Origin of the sequence: Sorangium sp. So ce327, assembly GCF_051530205.1 — a bacterium.
Lineage (GTDB): Bacteria > Myxococcota_A > Polyangia > Polyangiales > Polyangiaceae > Sorangium > Sorangium cellulosum_B.
Genome location: NZ_CP150330.1, coordinates 2,838,583 through 2,856,645, shown reverse-complemented (window position 1 = coordinate 2,856,645; position 18,063 = coordinate 2,838,583). Strand labels below are relative to the sequence as shown.

Here is an 18,063-nt window from a genome sequence, read left to right as displayed (position 1 = left end):
ACATCGCGAGTGTGGAATGGATAGGATGGTCGGCTATGCGAAAGCCATCTGCTCGTCTCCTTGCGCTTCCGGCCGTCCTGCTCTTCGGCGCCCTGCTCTCGGGCTGCCCCAACCCGAACACCTACGGAACCCCGCGGACCGTGGCGCCCGGCAAGGTCGCGCATTCGGTGTCACTCGAGAGCTTAGGCTACATCGGCGAGAGCACCGAGGACGAGGTGAATCCAGAGACCGGCCAGGCGGAGGCGAGGAGGAGGACGACCAGCGGGTTCGTGCCGACGCTGCCCTCGTATCAGCTCCGTTCCGGCTTGACCGACATCCTCGACGTCGGCGCCCACGTCCATAACCTCAGCTCGTTCGGCGTCGATCTCAAGGTGAACCCGGTCCGCGGCGTCTTTGATCTCGCCGTCGATCCAGGGGTTCAGTACTTCTACCTCGCGTCCGACGAGGCATCGGTCCACATCGTCTACCTTCACGCGCCGGTGATGCTCGGCGTGAACCCGACGGACTGGTTCTCGATCGTGCTGACCCCTGGCGTCACCTACGGCCTCGCCTCGGGCAATATCGTGGACGACGGTGAGGCCGCTGCGACCGCGGATGGCCTCCTCCTCCGAGGCAGCGTCGGGTTCCAGTTCCGGACCTCCGACAACTTCGCGATCCACCCGGAGCTCACGATGATGAAGAGCCTCGAGGGGCCGGGGCTCGTCTACAACTTCGGCATCGGGTTCAACTTCGGCGCGCTGCCGAGCTACAAGGACCTTCAAGAGCCGATGTGACGAGCCCGCCGAACTAGCGGGCTGGGCTGGTCGTCGAGAAGAGGCGGATCGCGTCCTTCGGGGTGCGCATCGTGACCATGCTCGACAGATCGATGCCCAGCGAGGTCATCGTGTGCGCGACCGCCGGCTGGATCCCCGTGATCGCCGCGCGCGCGCCGAGCAGGCCTATTGCGCGGACGATGCCGACCAGCCGGTCGGCGGTGCGCGTGTCGATCGTCTCGAGCGCCGAGAGGTCGAGCACGACGCTGCGCACCTGCCGCGTCGCGATGATGTTGAGAAGCGCTCGGTGAGCGTCGCCGTCCGCTCCTCATCCATGGCGCCGATGAGCGGCACGCCGACGACGCCATCTGCGACCTCCAGGATGGGCGCGGAGAGCGCCAGGATCTGCCGGTGCTGCGCCTGGATGACGGCGAGCCTCCGGTCGAGCTCCGCCGCGAGCGCCGACTTCTCGTCCGCCTCGCGCCGGGCCGCCGCGGCCATGGCCTCGAGCTCGCGCGCCGAGCTCTGGAGCGCGTCCTGCGCCCGCTGGCGCTCGGTGGATGGCTGACTACGGCGCTGTCGGGTGGGGGGCCTGGCTCCCCTTCAGGGGCAGCCGCGCCGCGGGATCGCCGAGGAGCACATAACCCCGCAGATCGTTGCGCAGCATGAACGCGCTGCCGCGCTGCATGGGATCGACCGGGGAGGGCCGTTTCCACACGCGCGCGTCCTCCTCGGCGTGGTAGCCGGCGAGCAGCTCATCGTTGACCTCGCGGTAGGAGCGCATCAGCGCGTCGAGCGCCACGCCGGCGCGGCTGCCGCGGGCCATGGCCTGGATGCTGCTAAAGATCCGGGAGGCGCGGCTCTGGGTCATCCTGCTGGGATCGACGAAGCCAAAGGTCCAGGCCAGATCCAGATGCGCTATCACCGAGAGCGGCCCCTCTGGATTCCGGAGCGCGGCCTGCGGCAGCGCGGCGAGGAACGGGCGCTCGCCGCCCTGAGGCAAGCTCGCCAGCACCCGCTGGACCTGGCCGCCGTAGCCGCCCTCGCGCGCGAGGAGCGAGAGCCAGGGATAGAACGCGCTCTCCTTCGGCGTCCCGGCCCCGAAGCAGGCCAGACAGAACCACAGGCCACCTGGGAGGAAGGGCGCGTGTTGCAGCATGTCCGCCGTGAGCAGCGGCGCGGAGCTGCCGTGTGCTCCGATGCACAGCGCCCCCTGGAGAGCGTGCTGCTGATCGACGGAGGCCCACCCGCCTCGGGGCCGGCCGAGCCCGTGGCTCACGGACAGGAGCACGGAAGGTCTCGGCGTGCTCCCCGCGCGGAGGAGATCGTCTGCGCTGCCGGCGCCTGGGATCTCGATGACGTTCGCGGCCGGGAACGGTCGCCTGCCTTGCCTCTGCGCCATCGCGACGCAAGGCCCGATGAGCAGGCTGCGGCCGAGCTGGGTAGCGGCGGTGCCGTCGTCCGCGACGAAGAACAGCGCGTCGGGCCGGTCGTGTCCAGAAGGCTCCTTGGCCCAGCGCACCACCTTGTCTGCGTACGCGGCATAGCCGCTGGGATCCGGCTTGCCGTCGGCGCCCGCGATGTGGAGGCGGCCGACGAACGCGCCGTTCGCGAGGACGTGCTGGAGCTCGGCGGAGACGGCGTCGAGATCCCCGAGGAGGAGCAGATACCGGGGCCTCTCCTCCTCCGGAATCGACTCGTCGCGCAGCACATCGGTCTTCCAACGGAGGGCTTCCGCCACGCCCATTCCGGGCTCGACGCGGTAGGGTGTCACTGGCGCGCCTTGCTCCGCCTCCCTGAGCCGGAGGAGCGGCGCGATCGCCTCGAGCGCCTCGTCGCCCAGCGCGCCTTCGGGCGCGATCACCGACCAGCGCTGGAGAGCGAGATCGTTGGGATCTGCGTCGGGCATCTCGCGCACGAGCGCGTCCACGCGACGAGACGTCTTGTCCGGCCGCGGCGCAATGCCCGCCGCGACCTCGGGCAGGCCCGCCGCGAGGGTGGGGCGGAGCTCGGTGGCGTCCGCGAGCAGGAGCTCCAGGGTGCTGGGGAGGACAGCGTTCATGGAGGCGACAGGGTGCCAGCGGTATTCGGGTGGGTCAATGCGCGGTGGGGGTGTGGTTCAACCTCTCTCTTCGCGCCACGCTCCCCCCTGCATCGCGCTCTGCTCGGTGTGCTCGGGGGCCAGGCGAACGGCCTGGATCTCATGCCGTGCGATCGCGAACGCCGCTCGCCCTTCCCCCTCGGCGACGAGGACATCGTTGAAGCGGAGCTCGAGGATGCGGACGCGCTGCGCTCGCGACCAGGGCTCGGCCCAGCCAGGCGCCACGCCGATCACCAGATCGATGGGCGTGCCCGTCTCGCTGGCGCTCTTCAGCTGCCGGTAGAGGCTCACGTCGCCGGGCAGCGCCCACTCGGTGGTCAAGCCCTCGTCGATGAAGCCCCAGCGGAGCCGGACGAAGCCTTGGATGACACCGTAATGGTAGAATGCATAAAGCGCCTTGACGTCGCTCTTGAGCCGGCGCGCGAGCTTCGAATGGTCTCCTTCGACCAGGTAGCCCGCCATCTTCTCGAGGTCGCCGAGCGGGCGGCTGATTCCGGTGGTGCCGGCGATGAGGAGCTCCGGCGTGATCTCCAGCGTGCGGCCCGCGCGGTTCAGCCGTCTCGACTTCTTCGGCGGCCTGATGTCCACGACGCGGCGCCGGTCGGCGTCGAGCCCGAGCGCGCGCAGCGTGTCTCGGATGTGGAGGCCGGCGATCACGTCGAACCGATCGAGCACGCCGGCGAGCTCTGCCATGTCGCGGCCAACGAAGACTCGGATCGATCGCTGGCCGACGTCGAGCACCGCCGCGGCCTGCGGTTCCTCCGCGAAAGGCACCACGCGAACGATGGCACGGCGCGCCCTTCGCGCGATCTCGGCGTCGCGTCGTGCCTCCGCGTCGAGCTCCGCCCGGCGGACCGCGAGGCGCTCCGCGGACGCCGCGCGCTCCGCCCGCCGGACGAGCTCCGGCCGCGACAGCTTGCGGATCGCCCGCCGCATCGCGGTGAGGCCGGGCGCGAGCGGGTCGAGCGTGAGCCGCCCGCCGTCACCGAAGAGGAATAGGTCGCTCTTCTCTGGCCCGTTGGTTTCGCGGAGCGGCGTTCGGTACCTCGTGAGCGCTGCGAGGAAGGCCTCGATCTCCTCCGCCGTCATCGCCGTCTGCCGTGCGTCGAGCACGGCCGCGGCCTGGCGGACCCATGAGAGGCTCGTGATGGACCGATCGCGGAATGCCGCGTCGAGCTCCTCGGCGGACAGCGGGACGTCGTCGCCAGGCGCGGGAGGTGTCGGCGCGGGAGGCGGAGGCGCCGCGCGCGTCTCGCAGAGGCCGGTGACCTGCATGATCATGCGAAGCGCGAAGGCGTCGAGGTCGAGGCCGAAGTTGCCCGTCGCGTCGCGGTACACCGGCGCCATGCCGTGCCACGCCTTCTTGAGCGAATAGGCGAGATCGCCGGTCTCCGCGACCACGCCCGCCGATTCGAGGCGCTCCGCGATCTCGTCGAGGGTCATGGGGGCGCCGCGCTCGAGGAGGGCGACGATCATGAGGTGGAAGAGCTTCGCCGCGCCCCGCGCTGCGACGTCCTCGACGCGGGGAACGGCGATGCCCAGGCGCTCGCAATACCTGTTCTGCGCCGGGGTCATGGAGCCCTCGGGATGAGCTGGACGCTGCGTATTTCCCGAGGGATGGGGCGGGCCTCGTAGCTTTCCGTGGTTCTCGTGGTTCGGGGCGTCGGCTTCGGCATGCGCGCGCAGGCTACCGCAGGATCCACGCTGAGTGACCGGCTCCCGGCGTGAGAAAAATAGGAGCGCAAATGCAATGCATGTTGAATGCGCCTGCGGCATTCCGGCGAGCCGTATCGATTTTCCGCGCGATCGACGTTCATGCGGGGGAAACGGGGCGAGCGCCGGCGAACGGCCGTTCGCACGTCAGCCCGACGACGTCGCTGAGCAGGTAGGGAGTCCAGAGAGGGTTGGCCGATCCAGGGCCATCTCGCCCCACCATGCGGGTTGACATCGTCAGCCGCCATGCGCCCAGCGACACGCCGGACCCCCTGCGCAAGGAGATCGAGCAGCGCCTCGGCGCGAGCGCTCGATCGCGAGCATGGGCAGGCGCTCATCGCTCGCCGAGCATCCACCGCGGAGCACGACCTGACAGCGCGCCGAGAGCGCTCACGAGGCGCTCCGGTGATCTCCCGAGTTTCCGTCGCGTGTCGTCCACCGGCTCGGGAGGGGCCTCGTGCAAAGTCGATTGACCCGGCTCGGCGCCTCGACTCCGATGCGCCGCCATGACTACCGCCGTGACCCCTCTGCAGATGCTCGCCGGCACGAACCACTTTGGCAAGGCGCAGCCGCACTGGAACCTCCTCGGACCGCCCAGCGAGGGGATCGATCGGGAGTTCTCGGCACGCGTCGACTTCGAGCGCGAGTTCAATAGCCCGCCGGTCGTGCACATCGGCATCGCCGGTCTGGACGTGGAAGGCAGCGACGCGGTGCGCGTGCGCGTGCGCGCGCGCCACATCGATCGCGCCGGCTTCACGGTGCTGCTCAGCACCTGGTTCGGCAGCCAGGTGCACGGCGTCGACGTCAACTGGATCGCGCTCGGCACCTGAGCCGATGCCCCTCCTCTGGACCGCACGATGTGGCGCGCTCTCCCAGGGGCTGTCACCGACGCGAGCGCGCTGTAGAAGATGGCATCCCGTCGTAGGCGTGCTTCCCGACGAGCCCGTCCCCGCGTCCTTCTACGACCGGCGAGCCCCGCAGCTGCCCGATTCGCTGCCGGGCGGCCGGCCGGTCGTTCGATGTCGAGCAGGCACCTTTGCGGCTCACGGCAGGTCAACGTCTGCGTAGAACGGGACCCGACCGTACGAGCGCTCGCAGGACTCGTAGCCCCGGCGGGCGTCTTCGTCGCTCTCGTCGAGGTAGGTCCGGCGCATCTCAGGAGAGATGCAGTCGCTGGTGGCGGCGCGAAGGGCCTGCCGAAGCGCGTCGGTAGAGATGGCCCACACCCGCGCCGTCTTGTCCGACGTGGTGACCACGCGCTGCCCGTCGGCGCTGAACGCAGCGGACAGAAGCGATCCTTCATGGCCCCCGAGCACGATGGGCATGCCGCTGCCATCCGCGTTCCATACACGCGCCGTCCTGTCGTGCGAGGCCGTCACCACCCGCTGCCCGTCAGCGCTGAACGCCGCGAAGCTGACCCCTGCCTCGTGGCCGCGGAGCACGACGGGCGCGCCGCTGCCGTCCGCGTTCCACACACGCGCCGTCTTGTCGTGCGAGGCCGTCACCACCCGCTGCCCATCGGCGCTGAACGCCGCGGAGAGCAGCGAGCTCTCATGGCCCCGGAGCACGACGGGCACGCCGCTGCCATCTGCGTTCCACACCCGCGCCGTCCTGTCGTGCGAGGCCGTCACCACCCGCTGCCCGTCGGCGCTGAGGGCCGCGGACCAGACCGGGGCCTCGTGCCCCCGGAGCACGACGGGCGTGCCGCTGCCATCTGCGTTCCACACACGCGCCGTCCTGTCGTGCGAGACCGTGACCACCCGCTGCCCATCGGCGCTGAACGCCGCAACTCTGACCCAGTCCTCGTGCCCCCGGAGCACGACGGGCGCGCCGCTGCCGTCTGCATTCCACACACGCGCCGTCCTGTCGTTCGAGGCCGTCACCACCCGCCGCCCATCGGCGCTGAACGCCGCGTACCCGACCCCTGCCTCGTGGCCGCGGAGCACGACGGACACGCCGCTGCCGTCCGCGCTCCAGACACGCGCCGTCCTGTCGTGCGAGGCCGTCACCACCCGCCGCCCATCGACGCTGAACGCCGCCGACCACACCGGGGCCTCATGCCCCCGGAGCACGACAGGCATGCTGCTGCCATCCGCGCTCCACACACGCGCCATCTTGTCGTTCGAGGCCGTGACCACCCGCTGCCCATCGATGCTGAACGCCGCCGACCACACCGGGGCCTCATGCCCTCGGAGCACGACAGGCATGCTGCTGCCGTCCGCGCTCCACACACGCACCGTCGTGTCGTTCGAGGCCGTGACCACGCGCCGCCCGTCAGGGCTGAACGCCGCGGAGCTCACGTCGCCCTCGTGGCCACGGAGCACGATGGGCACGCCGCTGCCGTCCGCGTTCCACACACGCGCCGTCCTGTCGAACCCGGTGGTGACTACCCGCTGCCCATCGGCGCTGAACGCCGCGGACCCGACGCCTGCCTCATGGCCGCGGAGCACGACAGGCGCGCCTCCGTCCTCCGCGTGGTCGTGGTCGCAACCGGTCTGCGCGTGCTCGGACTCATCCGCGTGAACAGGGCCATTCCGGGCACTCCCCGCGCTCCACACCCGCGCCGTCTTGTCGTTCGAGGCCGTGACAACACGCTGCCCGTCAGCGCTGAACTCCGCAGAGCTCACCTCGCCTTCGTGGCCCCTGAGCACCACCGGCGCTCCACTGCCATTGCCATCCGCGCTCCACACCCGCGCCGTCTTGTCGTTCGAGGCCGTGACCACACGCTGCCCATCAGCGCTGAACTCCGCGGAGATCACCGCAGCCGCGTGGCCCCGGAGCACCACGGCCGTGCCGCTGCCATCCGCGTTCCACACCCGCGCCGTCCTGTCGTGGGAGGCCGTGACCACACGCTTCCCATCCGCGCTGAACTCCGCGGAGCTCACCTCGCCTTCGTGGCCCCGGAGCACCACGGCCGTGCCGCTGCCATCCGCGTTCCACACGCGCGCCGTCCTGTCGTGGGAGGCCGTGACCACACGCCGCCCATCCGCGCTGAACGCCGCGAACACAACCGCGCCCTTGTGGCCCCCGAGCACCACAGCCGTGCCGCTGCCATCCGCGCTCCACACCCGCGCCGTCCCGTCGTCCGAGGCCGTGACCACACGCTGCCCATCCGCGCTGAACGCCGCGAACATGACGGCGCCCTCGTGGCCCCGGAGCACCACGGTCGTGCCGCTGCCGTCCGCGTTCCACACCCGCGCCGTCTTGTCGCCCGAGGCCGAGACGATGCGCTTCCCATCGGGGCTGAAGTCAGCACGCAGCACGTTGCCCCGATGGCCGCGCATCGTGAGCATCAAAGGAGCCGAGGCAAGCACATCACGTGTCAGCTCGGTCCAGCCACGTACGTTTTCCGCCTCTCTCACCTCGAGCAGCAGCTGCACCGCTGACTCTGGCCGATCTCGCGCCAGCAGCTCACGAGCGCCGGCCATCAGCGAGGATGCTCGCATCAGCGCCGCCTGGGTCGCCGCCTCCCGCTGCGCCTCCTCCGCCCTCCGCGCGGCAGCCTCCGCATTCCGTGCCGCGGCCCGCTGCTCCAGCGCCCGGACGACGATGACCGCCACCACCACGGCCACCGCGGCGGCAACGGCCGCACTCGCCACCAGCCTCGGTCGCGGCGCACGCTCCCGGGCCGCCCGCCGCTCCTCTTCCTCTTCCTGATTCAACGTCGCCCGCTCCCGTTCCTGCCCTCGCTCGCCTCGCGCGCGACGGTAGCAGGCCGCAACCGGGTACGTGCCCCGGTCCCGCCAGCCCGGGAGCGCGCCACGCTCCGCCGGGCAGGGTTGCCGCCCTCCTGCGCACGCGCCGCGCTGGGACCGGAAGGGGGATCGAGACGGCCGGCGGCGGCGAGCCGGACGATGCTGCGAAAGCGCGGACACTCCATGTGGCTCGGCGCGGTACACGCCGCCGCGTGGCGCAGGCCGTCGCGCAGGGCGACCAGGCGCTGGATGGTCCGGTCCAGCTCCTCGGCCTTGGCCGTCAGCCGCTCTCGCTCGATGCGCGGCCGGCCGTCGGGCGAGAACATCCGGGCGATCTCGTCCAGCGAGAACCCCGCCACCTGGCCGAGCGCGATCAGCGCCAGGCGCTCCAGCACCCCGGGGTCGAACAGGCGCCGCAAGCCCCGCCGCCCGGTGGACGCGATCAGCCCCTTCTCCTCGTAAAACCGCAGGGTCGAGGCGGGCACGCCGGAGCGCCGGGCCACCTCCGCGATGTCCAGCTGTTTCACGCTTGACCTCAAGTTGACTTGAACTTGCAGACTACGGCACATGAGTTCCGACTGCAAACCGAAGGAGACGCCGATGTCCGAAGCCCATCAACCGAATCGCGACCAGGCCACGCTGTGGAACGAGGCCAGCGGGCGCACCTGGGTGGAATTGCAGGAAGTGCTCGACGGCATGATGGCCCCGCTCGTGGCGCCGCTCATCGACGAGGGCTTCCCCGGCGAGGGCGGGCGGGTCCTCGACGTCGGCTGCGGCGCGGGCGCCACGTCCCTCGTGATGGCGCGGCGCCTCGGGCCAGCGGGCCTCTGCCTCGGCGTGGATATCTCCGGGCCGCTCGTGGCGGCCGCCAGGGCACGCGCCGCCGCCGAGGGGCTGGCGTCCGCCGCGTTCGTCCAGGCGGACGCGCAGACCCATGCGTTCGAGCAGGGCACGTTCGACGCGGTGATCTCGCGCTTCGGCGTGATGTTCTTCGACGATCCCGCGGCGGCGTTCGCCAACATCCGGCGCGCCGCCCGGCGCAAGGCGAAGCTCTCGTTCGTGGCATGGCGCAGCGCGGACGAGAATCCGTTCATGACCGAGGCCGCGCGCGCTGCGGCCCCGCTCCTGCCGAGCTTGCGCGTCCCGGACCCCGACGCACCCGGCCCATTCGCCTTCGCGGACAGAGAGCGGGTGCAGCGGATCCTGGACGCGAGCGGCTGGGCCGACGTCGACATTCGCCCGATCGACGTGCCGATCGGCGTCGCGGAGAAGGACCTGCTCGCCTACCTCACCCGGCTCGGACCGGTGGGTCAGGCGCTGCGGGACGCGGACGAGCCGACGCGCGCCCGGACGGCCCAGGCGGTTCGCGCTGCCTTCGACGCGTACGTCCAGGAGGGCGCGGCCCGCTTCACGGCCGCCTGCTGGCTCGTGAGCGCGCGCGCCTAGAGAAATCCTGCCAGAACAGCCGGTCGATGACGAGCCGTCGCCCGGCGCGCCGTGCCCGGCGCCGGGCCGAGACCGACATGCCGCGCGTCGCGAGGCGCCGGGCCGCACCTCAACCAAGGTCGCCTGTGAAGCGGATCGGCACGCGAAACGCCGCGAACATGGCCTTCACGTGCCTGGGCGAGAAGAGCGCGCCGAGCGTCGTGTCCTCGACCCCGCGGCTCCGCACCAGCTCGTGGAGCTCGAGCAGCGAGTACGCGCAGAAGAGCTCGAGGCGCTTCCCGATGTGCTTCAGGATTCTGCCGCGACTCCTGTAATACGGCGCGTAGTCGCCCTTGTACCGGAGATCGAGCGCTTCGACGCGGACCTCGTACTGCACGTAGGAGCGCTCCCCGAGCGCACGATTGCAGAGGAGCTCGGCTTCGACGTGCGCGCCTGTGTCGTCCACCACAACGCCGGGCCCATCCCCGAAGACCCAGAGCCCGTCGAAATGGGGAGCTTCGGCCTCTCGCGCCTCCTCGTGCGTCTTCGGGTGTCCGGGCGACACGGAGAAGCACGCTCGAAACTCGTCGCGTATCTCGGCTCCGCGCGCGCAGAGCGCCTCCATCTGCCGCTCTTTCGGGACCGAAAACAGTTTGGCCGTCTTGCCCATGAGCCGTGCTCCTCAGCGATGTCTCGCCCGCAGCCCGAGAGTGCCCGATTCAGAACCTCCCATGTTACCCGATCGCAGCGGGCTGCGAGCGCCGGGCCAGCGCGTCCCCGGCGGCTTCCCGTCCAGGCTACGGGCGGATCAGGTCACCGCGCCGCGCTGGTGGAATTCCGGCTTGTCCCAGGCGCCGCTCTCCAGAAGGTCGCGCAGCGCTTCCACCGCATCCCAGACGTCGACGAAGCGGGTATACAGCGGGGTGAAGCCGAAGCGCATGATGCGCGGCTCGCGGTAGTCGCCGATCACGCCACGGGCGATCAGCGCCTGAATCACCGCGTAGCCCTGCGGGTGCTCGAAGCTGACCTGGCTGCCGCGGCGGGCGGCGTCGCGCGGGGTGACCAGGATCAGCGGATGCTGGCCGCAGCGCGCTTCCACCAGCTGGATGAACAGCTCCGTCAGCGCCAGCGACTTGGCGCGCAGCGCGGCCATGTCGGTATGGCGGAAGATGGCAAGCCCGCATTCCACCAGCGAAAGCGCGGTGATCGGCTGGGTGCCGCACAGGAAGCGGCCGATGCCGTCGGCGGGGGTGTAGGCGGGTTCCATCGCGAACTGCCGGGCATGGCCGAACCAGCCCGACAGCGGCTGCCCGAAGCGGCTCTGATGACGCGGCGCCACCCACAGGAAGGCCGGCGCGCCGGGTCCGCCGTTCAGGTATTTATAGGTGCAGCCGACGGCGAAGTCGGCGCGGGCGCCGTGGAGGTCCACCGGCACGGCGCCGGCGGAATGCGCCAGGTCCCACACGGTCAGCACGCCGGCTTCGCGCGCGAGCGCCGTGACGGCGGCCATGTCGTGCATGGTGCCGGTCTTGTAGTTGACATGGGTGAGCATCAGCACCGCCACGTCGTCGCGGATCGCCTGCGGCAATTCCCTGGGCGAGTCGATCAGGCGCAACTCGTAGGCTGCGCCGCCCATCTTCAGCAGCTCGGTCAGGCCCTCGGCGATGTACAGGTCGGTGGGGAAGTTGTCGCGCTCCGACACGAGCACCCGGCGCTCGGGCGCGGTGGTCTGCTGCTGGCGCAGCGCCGTGGCCAGCACCTTGAACAGGTTGATGGACGTCGTGTCGGTGACCACCACTTCGCCGCTGCCGGCGCCGATCAGCGGCGCCAGGAGGTCGCCCAGGCGCCGGGACAGGTGCACCCAGCCGGCCGTGTTCCAGCTACGGATCAAGCCGTCGCCCCATTCCGCTTCGATCACCTCCCTGGCGCGGGCCAGCGACGCCTTGGGGAGGGCGCCCAGCGAGTTGCCGTCCAGGTAGATCACACCGTCCGGTAGCGCGAACTCGTCGCGCAGGTGGCGCAGCGGGTCGCTCGCGTCGCGGGCAAGGCAGGTGTCGCGGGTGGTCTGCAGGCTCATGTAAAGCGTCCTTCGGTTCCGCAGCGCAGGGTGCGCAGCATGGCACGGACCGGCCTCGCGCCCAGGGGGGTCGTCGTCGATGCGTACGGGAGCAGCGCGACCACAGCCGCGCGCCCGCACGTGAATGAGCCGGGAACGGCGCGCTCACCTCGTCCGCTTCAGCGCCGCCTTGAGCACGTGCTCCGCGATGAGGTAGCCGAACCCCTCGCCCTCGATCCGCCGGATCAGCTGGTCGCGCGTGGTCCGGAGCGCCGCCGCCGTGGCGTTCAGGTTCCACCCGTGCGCCGCGAGCTGCTGGAGGAGCCGGGCGCGCCTCACCTGCCCCGCCGCGAGCCGGTACGTCTTCGCGTACTCCAGCGTGCCGTCCTCGCGCACGATCGCCTCGCCGATATGGTTGTCCAGCGACGGATCGAGCTCGGTCATGAACCGCTGCAGCGAGAACGGCCCCGCCCGGTACACGCGCTCCGCCGCGATCGGCCGGCCGAAGAGCCCCGCGGCCGTGTCCACGTGCAGCGCGCCGGCCTCCGCCCGCGCACGGCCGAGCGCGGCCCGCAGGTCGTCGAGCGAGCCGATCTGCGCGGCGTCGAAGGTGTGCTCGAGCGCCTGACTGTCGCCGTTGTGGCGGGCCGCGTAGAGCAGCGTCTGCTCGTAGAAGTCCTCGATCAGCGTGCGGTGCAGCGCGCGGTAGTCGTCGGGGTGCGACACGACGAACACCGACGCGAGCAGCTCGCCGACGAAGAGCAGGACGCCGCACTGGCTCTCGTGGATCTCGAAGACGCGCAGCGCGTCCTCCAGGCTCGGGATCGCCCGGCCGGAGAGCGATACCTCGGTGCGCGGGTCGAGGCCGCGGGAGATGGCCCGCCGCGAGTACTCGGACCAGGCGATCTCGGGGGCGTTGAAGTGCAGCGCGAGGAAGCCCTCCATCGCGAGGTGCAGCGGCAGGAGGCGCAGGCGGTTCCGCTCGGCCGGGTCCTCGCCGCGCGCCTCGCGCCGGGCCATGCGGTGGAGCAGCTGGACGCCGCAGCCCCACTTGCTGAGCGGGTTCCGGACCTCCGGCCCCGCGAGCGCCGCGCCGAAGGACGCGACCGGCGAGCCGTCCTCGGTCCACCCGATCACGAGCGCGTGCGGCACGTAGGAGCAGTAGGCCGTGCCGTCGCCGAGATCGACGATCGACCAGGCGTCCTCGTGTCTGCGGCCGGCGATGCGCAGGTCGTCCCGCGGCGCGTCCCGGAGGAGCGGGACCAGGCGCACGCCCGCGAAGACCTGGGCGTGCGTCGCGGAGAGGCCCCGGAGCGAGAGCGACCGGAGCAGGGCCGGCGCCTTGGCCATCAGGGCACCTCGAGCGCCGCGGCGGGCGCCTCTTCTGCGGGCTCGGCGGCGTCAGCCGGCTCCAAGGCGTCAGCCGGCTCCATTGCGTCTGCCAGCTCCATTGCGTCAGCCGGCTCCATTGCGTCTGCCAGCTCCACGGCGTCTGCCGGCCCCGCGTCCGCAGCTGGCTCCGCGGCGCCCGGCGTCCGGGCGTGCCGCGAGAGCAGCGCGGCCGCGCGCTGCGCGAGGTAGCGCTCGAGCTCCGCGAGCGGGGCCGTGCCCTCGGCAAAGCGGGCGAAGCCGAGGACCGTCGGCAGGTCCTCGGCGTCGCGCAGGCCGACCGTCGGGATCGACGGGCCGAGCGCGCGGGGCGCGTAGCGCTCGCTGTCGAACACGGGGTTGATGTGGACGATCGACGTGCGCTGCCCCGGATCGAGCCGCGCCCGGAAGCAGCGTGCGACCTCGGCGGCGGCGCCGGGCGGGTCGTTCTCGAAGCCGTCCGAGAGGACGACCACGACGTCGGGTCGCCAGGCGAGCGCGTCGAGCAGCGGCGTCGCGAGATCGGTCTGGCCGCGCGCGCCGACGAGGATCTCGTCGGGCGTGGGCGCGGTCCAGAAGGCGCGGTACTCGCGGGCGGCGGCGCGGAGCAGGTAGCTCACGCCGAGCGCGACGGCGAGCGGGCGGCGGCGCTTCTCGCTCGATCCGGACGCCGAGTAGCTCCTGTCGAGCACGGCGGCGACGCGCCCGAGCGCGGCTGGGCTCTTCCTGAGCGCGCGGGCGGCGGCGCGCTCGAGCGCCGCGTGGAGCTCGTCGCGGCGCTCGCGCCGCACCTTTTCGGGCAGCGAGAGCGCATAGAGCGCGACGCGCGTGAGCGGGGCGCGCCCGAGGTCGACGGCGAGGTCGACGTCCTCGCGCCCGGCGGCGCGCTGGAGCCGGAGGCGCTCGCCCTCGGTCATGCGCGGCGCGGCGCGGCGCAGGAGCTCATCGCGGGAGACGCCGCGGGCGGCGGCGAGCCCCTCGGCGACGGTCAGCGGCAGGTCGAAGATCGCCTCTTTCGCATAACGCGCCTGCCGCGCGCGCTCGAGGAGCGGCGTCTCGAACGGCGCACGCCGCTTGGGCTCGAACAGGAAGGGCCCGATCTCGCCGGGCAGCTGGAGGTGGGCGTGCACCGCGAGCGCGCGGAGGTGGGCGCGGTACTTGACGGCGTCGAACGCCGGGTCGGGCCGGCCGGCGAGGTAGCCGCGGATGACGGCGCGCGCGCGGCGGTTGTTCACGCGGCGCTCCCGGAGCTCGCGCAGCGCCCGGAGCGCGCGCTGCGGGGGGAGCTCCCGGAGGGCCGCCGCGATGAGCGAGCCCTCCTCGCGCCGGTCGGGGGCGGGCGTCTCGGCGCCGGTCGCGAGGAGGTTCACGGCGATGCGCGCCTGGTTGAAGTGGTTGATGCCGGCGGCGAGCGTGCGCGCGTAGAGGCGGCGGTAATTGCCGAGGATGTACTCGTGGAGGAACTCGATGGAGACGGCCTGGCCTCCGGAGGTGCCATAGAACTCGGCCTGCCCGGTGCACGCGAAGCAGGCGTTGATGAACATGACGAGGTCCTCGCGCTCGACGCGCTCGGTGTGAAAGCGTGCGGGGGGCGCGGGAGGGACGGGGGGCATGGCAAAGAGCCGCCCGGGGAATGGTGGGGCGATCAACCTACGACAGTTTCCAGACTGGGATCGGAAATCGCCCCGAAGTCCCACGGGCGGCGACCGGCAGCATACACCTGGAGGGGCGCCTCGCGAAACGGGCCGAGCATGTTTGCTTCGCCGGCGCACCGCGGGGGATAGCTGCCTGGATCGGGGCGGCGCGAGCCCACCTGGGTGCGCTGCGCGTTGCGCGCCCGGAGACGCACCTTGTCTTTCATGCAGGACCATCCGACAACCCGTCGATCGCTCGCGGTGGGGGGCGTCGCTACTGCAGCGCGATCAGGATCGGGCACGGCATAGCCGGCGTCCACCTTGCAATAAGACTTTTGCAATAGACTTTTCCGAGAGGGCACGATGCCTGTGGTTGCGACCTTGATGTCCCGCGGACCCCTCGTCCCTTGACCGCTTTCCCCGAGGGAGGCAACGCGGCGTGTGGGGCGCGAGCCGCCCCTGGCACGCGTGCCCGCACGGATGAGTTGTTGGTACAGCGTCACTTTTCCAGGGGGAGCGGCAGGACGCGATGGGGCGGGTTTCAGCGGATTTCGAGGGGGTCGAAGCCGGCGTCGACTCGGCGATCGTGGGCGCTAACCCCGCGATCTCTGGTCGGCCGGACGATTCCGTGACGCTTCCGGCGATGCCCTCAGCGGTTGTGAAGCAGACCGCGCTGACGACCCCTCCCCGACCCGAAGCAGCCCCGATCACGCCCCCGGCGAGCAGCCCGCGCCAGGTGCTCGTCACGACCCTCACGCAGACCATCGCCGCTGCCCACGTAGCGGGCGACCTCGCGACCGCGCAGATCGCCGCTCGCACCCTCTCGGCGCTCCTCAGCGCCCCGCAGCAGCCCAACCACGTTGCGCCTGTCGTCGACCTCGCCAGCGCGCGCCGCGCGCGATCCTGAGCCCATCCTGAACGCCACCGCGGCCGGCTGAACGCCGTCGCCGTCCACCAGGCCGCAAGTCCCACGACGGGGTCTGCCGCCTGGAGGTCGCCGTTCCGCTGATCTACGTCGCCGGTCGGTAGCGGGCGCCGTCTCCCTACGGCGAGGTAGAGGTTCGCGCCATCGTGGACCTGCTCTGGGAGGTGCATCAGTGGGAGCGCTGGGTGTTGATCCTCGTCGGCGGCGGTGAGCAGGTGAGCGAGATCGCCCGGAGCCTCGGGATGCCGATCGGGACCGCCCTCTCGCAGCTCCGCCGAGGGCGCAGCCACCTTGCCGCCATGCTCAAGCAGCGGCGTCGCGTATTCGGTTACACCGCCTTGCCATCAAACGTTCGCGAGGCGGCCGCATGCACCCAGCGCGGCGATATCGAGGCGCTGCTGCGCCGCGAGGGCATCTACAGCTCCCTCCTGACGGCGTGGCGCAAGCAGCTCGCTCTCCACGGCAGCGAGGCTCTCGCGGGCGCAAGCCCGGCCGCAAGCCGAAGCAGGACGCGAAGGACCGGCGCATCGCCGAGCTCGAGAAGCGCTCGGCCCGACTCGAGGAGAAGCTCGCGCTCGCTGAGAAGCTCATCGATCTCCAAAAAAAAGTCTCTGCCATTCTGGGCATCAACCTCACGAGCGACGAAGAGCGCTGATGGACGTTATCGAAGAGCTCGATGACCCGCACGTCCCCATCGCGCAGGCGTGCGCGACACTCGGCGTCAGCCGCGCTACGCTCTACCGGCAGACCCAGCCCGCGAGGCCACCCGCGCTGCGGGGGCCCGTTCCGAGCCCACGCCGTCTCAGTGACCCCGAGCGGCAAACCGTGCTCGATGTGTTGCACAGCGACGAGTTCGTCGACCAGCCCCCGCCGGAGGTCTACGCGACGCTGCTGTCGCGCGGCGTCTACCTTGCCTCCATCCGTACGATGTACCGCCTGCTCGCGGCGTCCGGCGAGAGCGGCGAGCGACGCGCGCAGCGTGGGCCGACGAAGCATGCCAAGCCGACGCTCACCGCCACAGCCCCCAACCAGATCTGGACGTGGGATATAACCAAGCTGCGCGGGCCGCTGCCCGGGGTCTTCTACTGCCTGTACGTCGTCCTCGACCTGTTCAGTCGCATGACCGTCGGCTGGCTGCTCGCCGAGCGCGAGAGCGCGGAGCTCGCCGAGCACCTCTTCGCAGAGACGGTCGCCCGCCACGGCGTCGAGCCCGGTTCGCTCACGGTGCACGCCGACCGCGGCTCCGCGATGAGGTCGGAGGGGCTCGCTCAGCTCCTCGGCTCGCTCGGCGTCGTTCGAAGCTTCAGCCGGCCTCACGTCAGCGATGACAACGCCTTCTCCGAGTCGCAGTTCAAGACGCTCAAGTACCAGCCCGACTATCCGGACCGCTTTGCCTCGCTGGCTCATGCGCGGTTCGAGGCGAAGCGCCGTCGGCCGCTCACGGTGGAGCTCGATGGTTTCAACGTCGAGGCGGCGGTGCGCATCGAGGGCTACGACGACGAGGGGCGCGAGCGGCTCGTCCGGTATTGCGCGCGTCCCTGCTTCGCTTTGGAGCGGCTCAGCATCCTCCGCGACGGTCGGGTGGCCTATCAGGTGAAATACCCGCGGCGAAAAGGAACGCATCGGGTGATGACGCCGATTGTGTTTTTCGCGAGGCTCGCCGCGCTGGTGCCGCCGCCGCGCCATCCGCTGGTGCGCTACCACGGTGTGCTCGCGCCGCATGCGAAGCAACGCAGCCTCGTGGTGCCGAAGGCGACGGGGAAGGCGCGTAAGGGCGAGCAGCGCGCCGGAGCTGATAGCGCGGGCAGCGATGACAAGAAGAAGACGACGACGATCACGCCCTTGCCGGCGAGGCAGGCGCCGAAGGGGCCGGCGAGAGGCATGGAGACGCCGTAGCGCAGAGGAGACGAGCGAAGCGAGGCGGCGCCGTCGGCAGTGTCGGAGCGAGGCGCTCGGGACGTGGCGGTTGGGGCGCTGCTGACGATGGTGCATGGCGCGGTCGAGCGCGAGCGGGTGTCGACTGCGCTGGGCGCTGTACTGCCGTGGGCTGATGTTGGATTCGTGTCGGAGGGGATCTCGGTCCGGCATCTTGATCGGCTGCTGGATGGGCTCCTTCTGGCGACGTCGCCTCGCGTCGAATGGGCGAAGCTTTTGCGGCGGACTTACGCAGTAGATGTTCTCGCGTGCCCGCGATGCAGCGGGCGGATGCGACTCATGGCCGCGATCACGGACAAGGCGACGGCGAGGAAGATCTTGAGCCACCTCGGTCTGTTCGCCGAGCCGCTGGAGTGCCGCGCGCGGTACCCGGCGGACCCCGCGTGACGAAACTGAAAGGAGAGGGACGCTGCTCGACGACCTGGCCGGGGGGAGGTCTGCCCTGAGGTGCGTGCGCCG

At 71.0% G+C, this 18,063-nt stretch carries 14 protein-coding genes and 3 pseudogenes; 7 read left to right on the top strand and 10 right to left on the bottom strand.

Annotated elements, in window-relative coordinates; translation table 11 throughout:
- Positions 1-35: 35 nt before the first annotated feature.
- Positions 36-773 (top strand): hypothetical protein, encoded by a 738-nt coding sequence (locus tag WME95_RS10885; protein WP_437908323.1) that lies wholly within the window; start codon positions 36-38, stop codon positions 771-773.
- A gap of 13 nt (positions 774-786) precedes the next feature.
- Here the strand turns inward: WME95_RS10885 and WME95_RS10880 are convergent.
- Positions 787-1,047: pseudogene (locus WME95_RS10880) on the bottom strand (STAS domain-containing protein); the annotation flags it as partial.
- 12 nt (positions 1,048-1,059) lie between these two features.
- On the opposite strand from WME95_RS10880, the gene WME95_RS10875 reads away from it, so the two are divergent.
- The gene (locus tag WME95_RS10875) at positions 1,060-1,320 is read left to right on the top strand and encodes a hypothetical protein (protein ID WP_437908322.1); all 261 of its coding nucleotides are present in this window, start codon (positions 1,060-1,062) and stop codon (positions 1,318-1,320) included.
- Here WME95_RS10875 and WME95_RS10870 read toward each other — a convergent pair whose 3' ends face one another.
- Both WME95_RS10870 and WME95_RS10865 read right to left on the bottom strand, forming a co-directional pair.
- Positions 1,321-2,814, bottom strand: coding sequence for a hypothetical protein (locus WME95_RS10870; protein ID WP_437908321.1), 1,494 nt, complete (start codon positions 2,812-2,814; stop codon positions 1,321-1,323). It abuts the gene before it with no gap.
- 57 nt (positions 2,815-2,871) lie between these two features.
- Positions 2,872-4,428 carry a hypothetical protein gene (locus tag WME95_RS10865; protein ID WP_437908320.1) on the bottom strand — a complete coding sequence of 519 codons (1,557 nt, stop codon included), beginning with the start codon at positions 4,426-4,428 and terminating at the stop codon, positions 2,872-2,874.
- Positions 4,429-5,072: 644 nt separating this feature from the next.
- Between WME95_RS10865 and WME95_RS10860 the strand changes: the two genes are divergently transcribed.
- Positions 5,073-5,396: an H-type lectin domain-containing protein gene (locus WME95_RS10860; protein WP_437908319.1), complete on the top strand. Its 324-nt coding sequence runs from the start codon at positions 5,073-5,075 to the stop codon at positions 5,394-5,396.
- A gap of 213 nt (positions 5,397-5,609) precedes the next feature.
- Here the strand turns inward: WME95_RS10860 and WME95_RS10855 are convergent.
- Positions 5,610-7,850, bottom strand: a pseudogene (locus WME95_RS10855) (WD40 repeat domain-containing protein); the annotation flags it as partial.
- A 542-nt stretch (positions 7,851-8,392) separates the two neighbouring features.
- Positions 8,393-8,788, bottom strand: a pseudogene (locus WME95_RS10850) (helix-turn-helix domain-containing protein); the annotation flags it as partial.
- Positions 8,789-8,861: 73 nt separating this feature from the next.
- On the opposite strand from WME95_RS10850, the gene WME95_RS10845 reads away from it, so the two are divergent.
- Complete coding sequence (locus WME95_RS10845; RefSeq protein ID WP_437908318.1) at positions 8,862-9,707, top strand: class I SAM-dependent methyltransferase; 846 nt, start codon at positions 8,862-8,864, stop codon at positions 9,705-9,707.
- Positions 9,708-9,816: 109 nt separating this feature from the next.
- Here the strand turns inward: WME95_RS10845 and WME95_RS10840 are convergent, their stop codons facing one another.
- The 5 genes from WME95_RS10840 to WME95_RS10820 form a co-directional block, all read right to left on the bottom strand.
- Positions 9,817-10,356, bottom strand: a complete 540-nt coding sequence (locus tag WME95_RS10840; protein WP_437908317.1) for a hypothetical protein — start codon at positions 10,354-10,356, stop codon at positions 9,817-9,819.
- Positions 10,357-10,494: 138 nt separating this feature from the next.
- Positions 10,495-11,757 carry a kynureninase gene (kynU, locus tag WME95_RS10835; RefSeq protein ID WP_437910974.1) on the bottom strand — a complete coding sequence of 421 codons (1,263 nt, stop codon included), beginning with the start codon at positions 11,755-11,757 and terminating at the stop codon, positions 10,495-10,497.
- 150 nt (positions 11,758-11,907) lie between these two features.
- Positions 11,908-13,092, bottom strand: a complete 1,185-nt coding sequence (locus WME95_RS10830; protein WP_437908316.1) for an ARPP-2 domain-containing protein — start codon at positions 13,090-13,092, stop codon at positions 11,908-11,910.
- Positions 13,092-14,723, bottom strand: a complete 1,632-nt coding sequence (locus tag WME95_RS10825) for a hypothetical protein (RefSeq protein ID WP_437908315.1) — start codon at positions 14,721-14,723, stop codon at positions 13,092-13,094. Before WME95_RS10825 ends, WME95_RS10830 begins: the two co-directional genes overlap by 1 nt.
- A 32-nt stretch (positions 14,724-14,755) precedes the next feature.
- Positions 14,756-14,971, bottom strand: a complete 216-nt coding sequence (locus WME95_RS10820; RefSeq protein ID WP_437908314.1) for a hypothetical protein — start codon at positions 14,969-14,971, stop codon at positions 14,756-14,758.
- 416 nt (positions 14,972-15,387) lie between these two features.
- Between WME95_RS10820 and WME95_RS10815 the strand changes: the two genes are divergently transcribed.
- The 3 genes from WME95_RS10815 (at position 15,388) to WME95_RS10805 (ending at position 17,565) form a co-directional block, all read left to right on the top strand.
- Positions 15,388-15,651 carry a hypothetical protein gene (locus tag WME95_RS10815; RefSeq protein ID WP_157906582.1) on the top strand — a complete coding sequence of 88 codons (264 nt, stop codon included), beginning with the start codon at positions 15,388-15,390 and terminating at the stop codon, positions 15,649-15,651.
- 454 nt (positions 15,652-16,105) lie between these two features.
- Positions 16,106-16,324 (top strand): hypothetical protein, encoded by a 219-nt coding sequence (locus WME95_RS10810; protein WP_437908313.1) that lies wholly within the window; start codon positions 16,106-16,108, stop codon positions 16,322-16,324.
- Positions 16,324-17,565: a DDE-type integrase/transposase/recombinase gene (locus WME95_RS10805; RefSeq protein ID WP_437908312.1), complete on the top strand. Its 1,242-nt coding sequence runs from the start codon at positions 16,324-16,326 to the stop codon at positions 17,563-17,565. Before WME95_RS10810 ends, WME95_RS10805 begins: the two co-directional genes overlap by 1 nt.
- Positions 17,566-18,063: the final 498 nt, after the last annotated feature.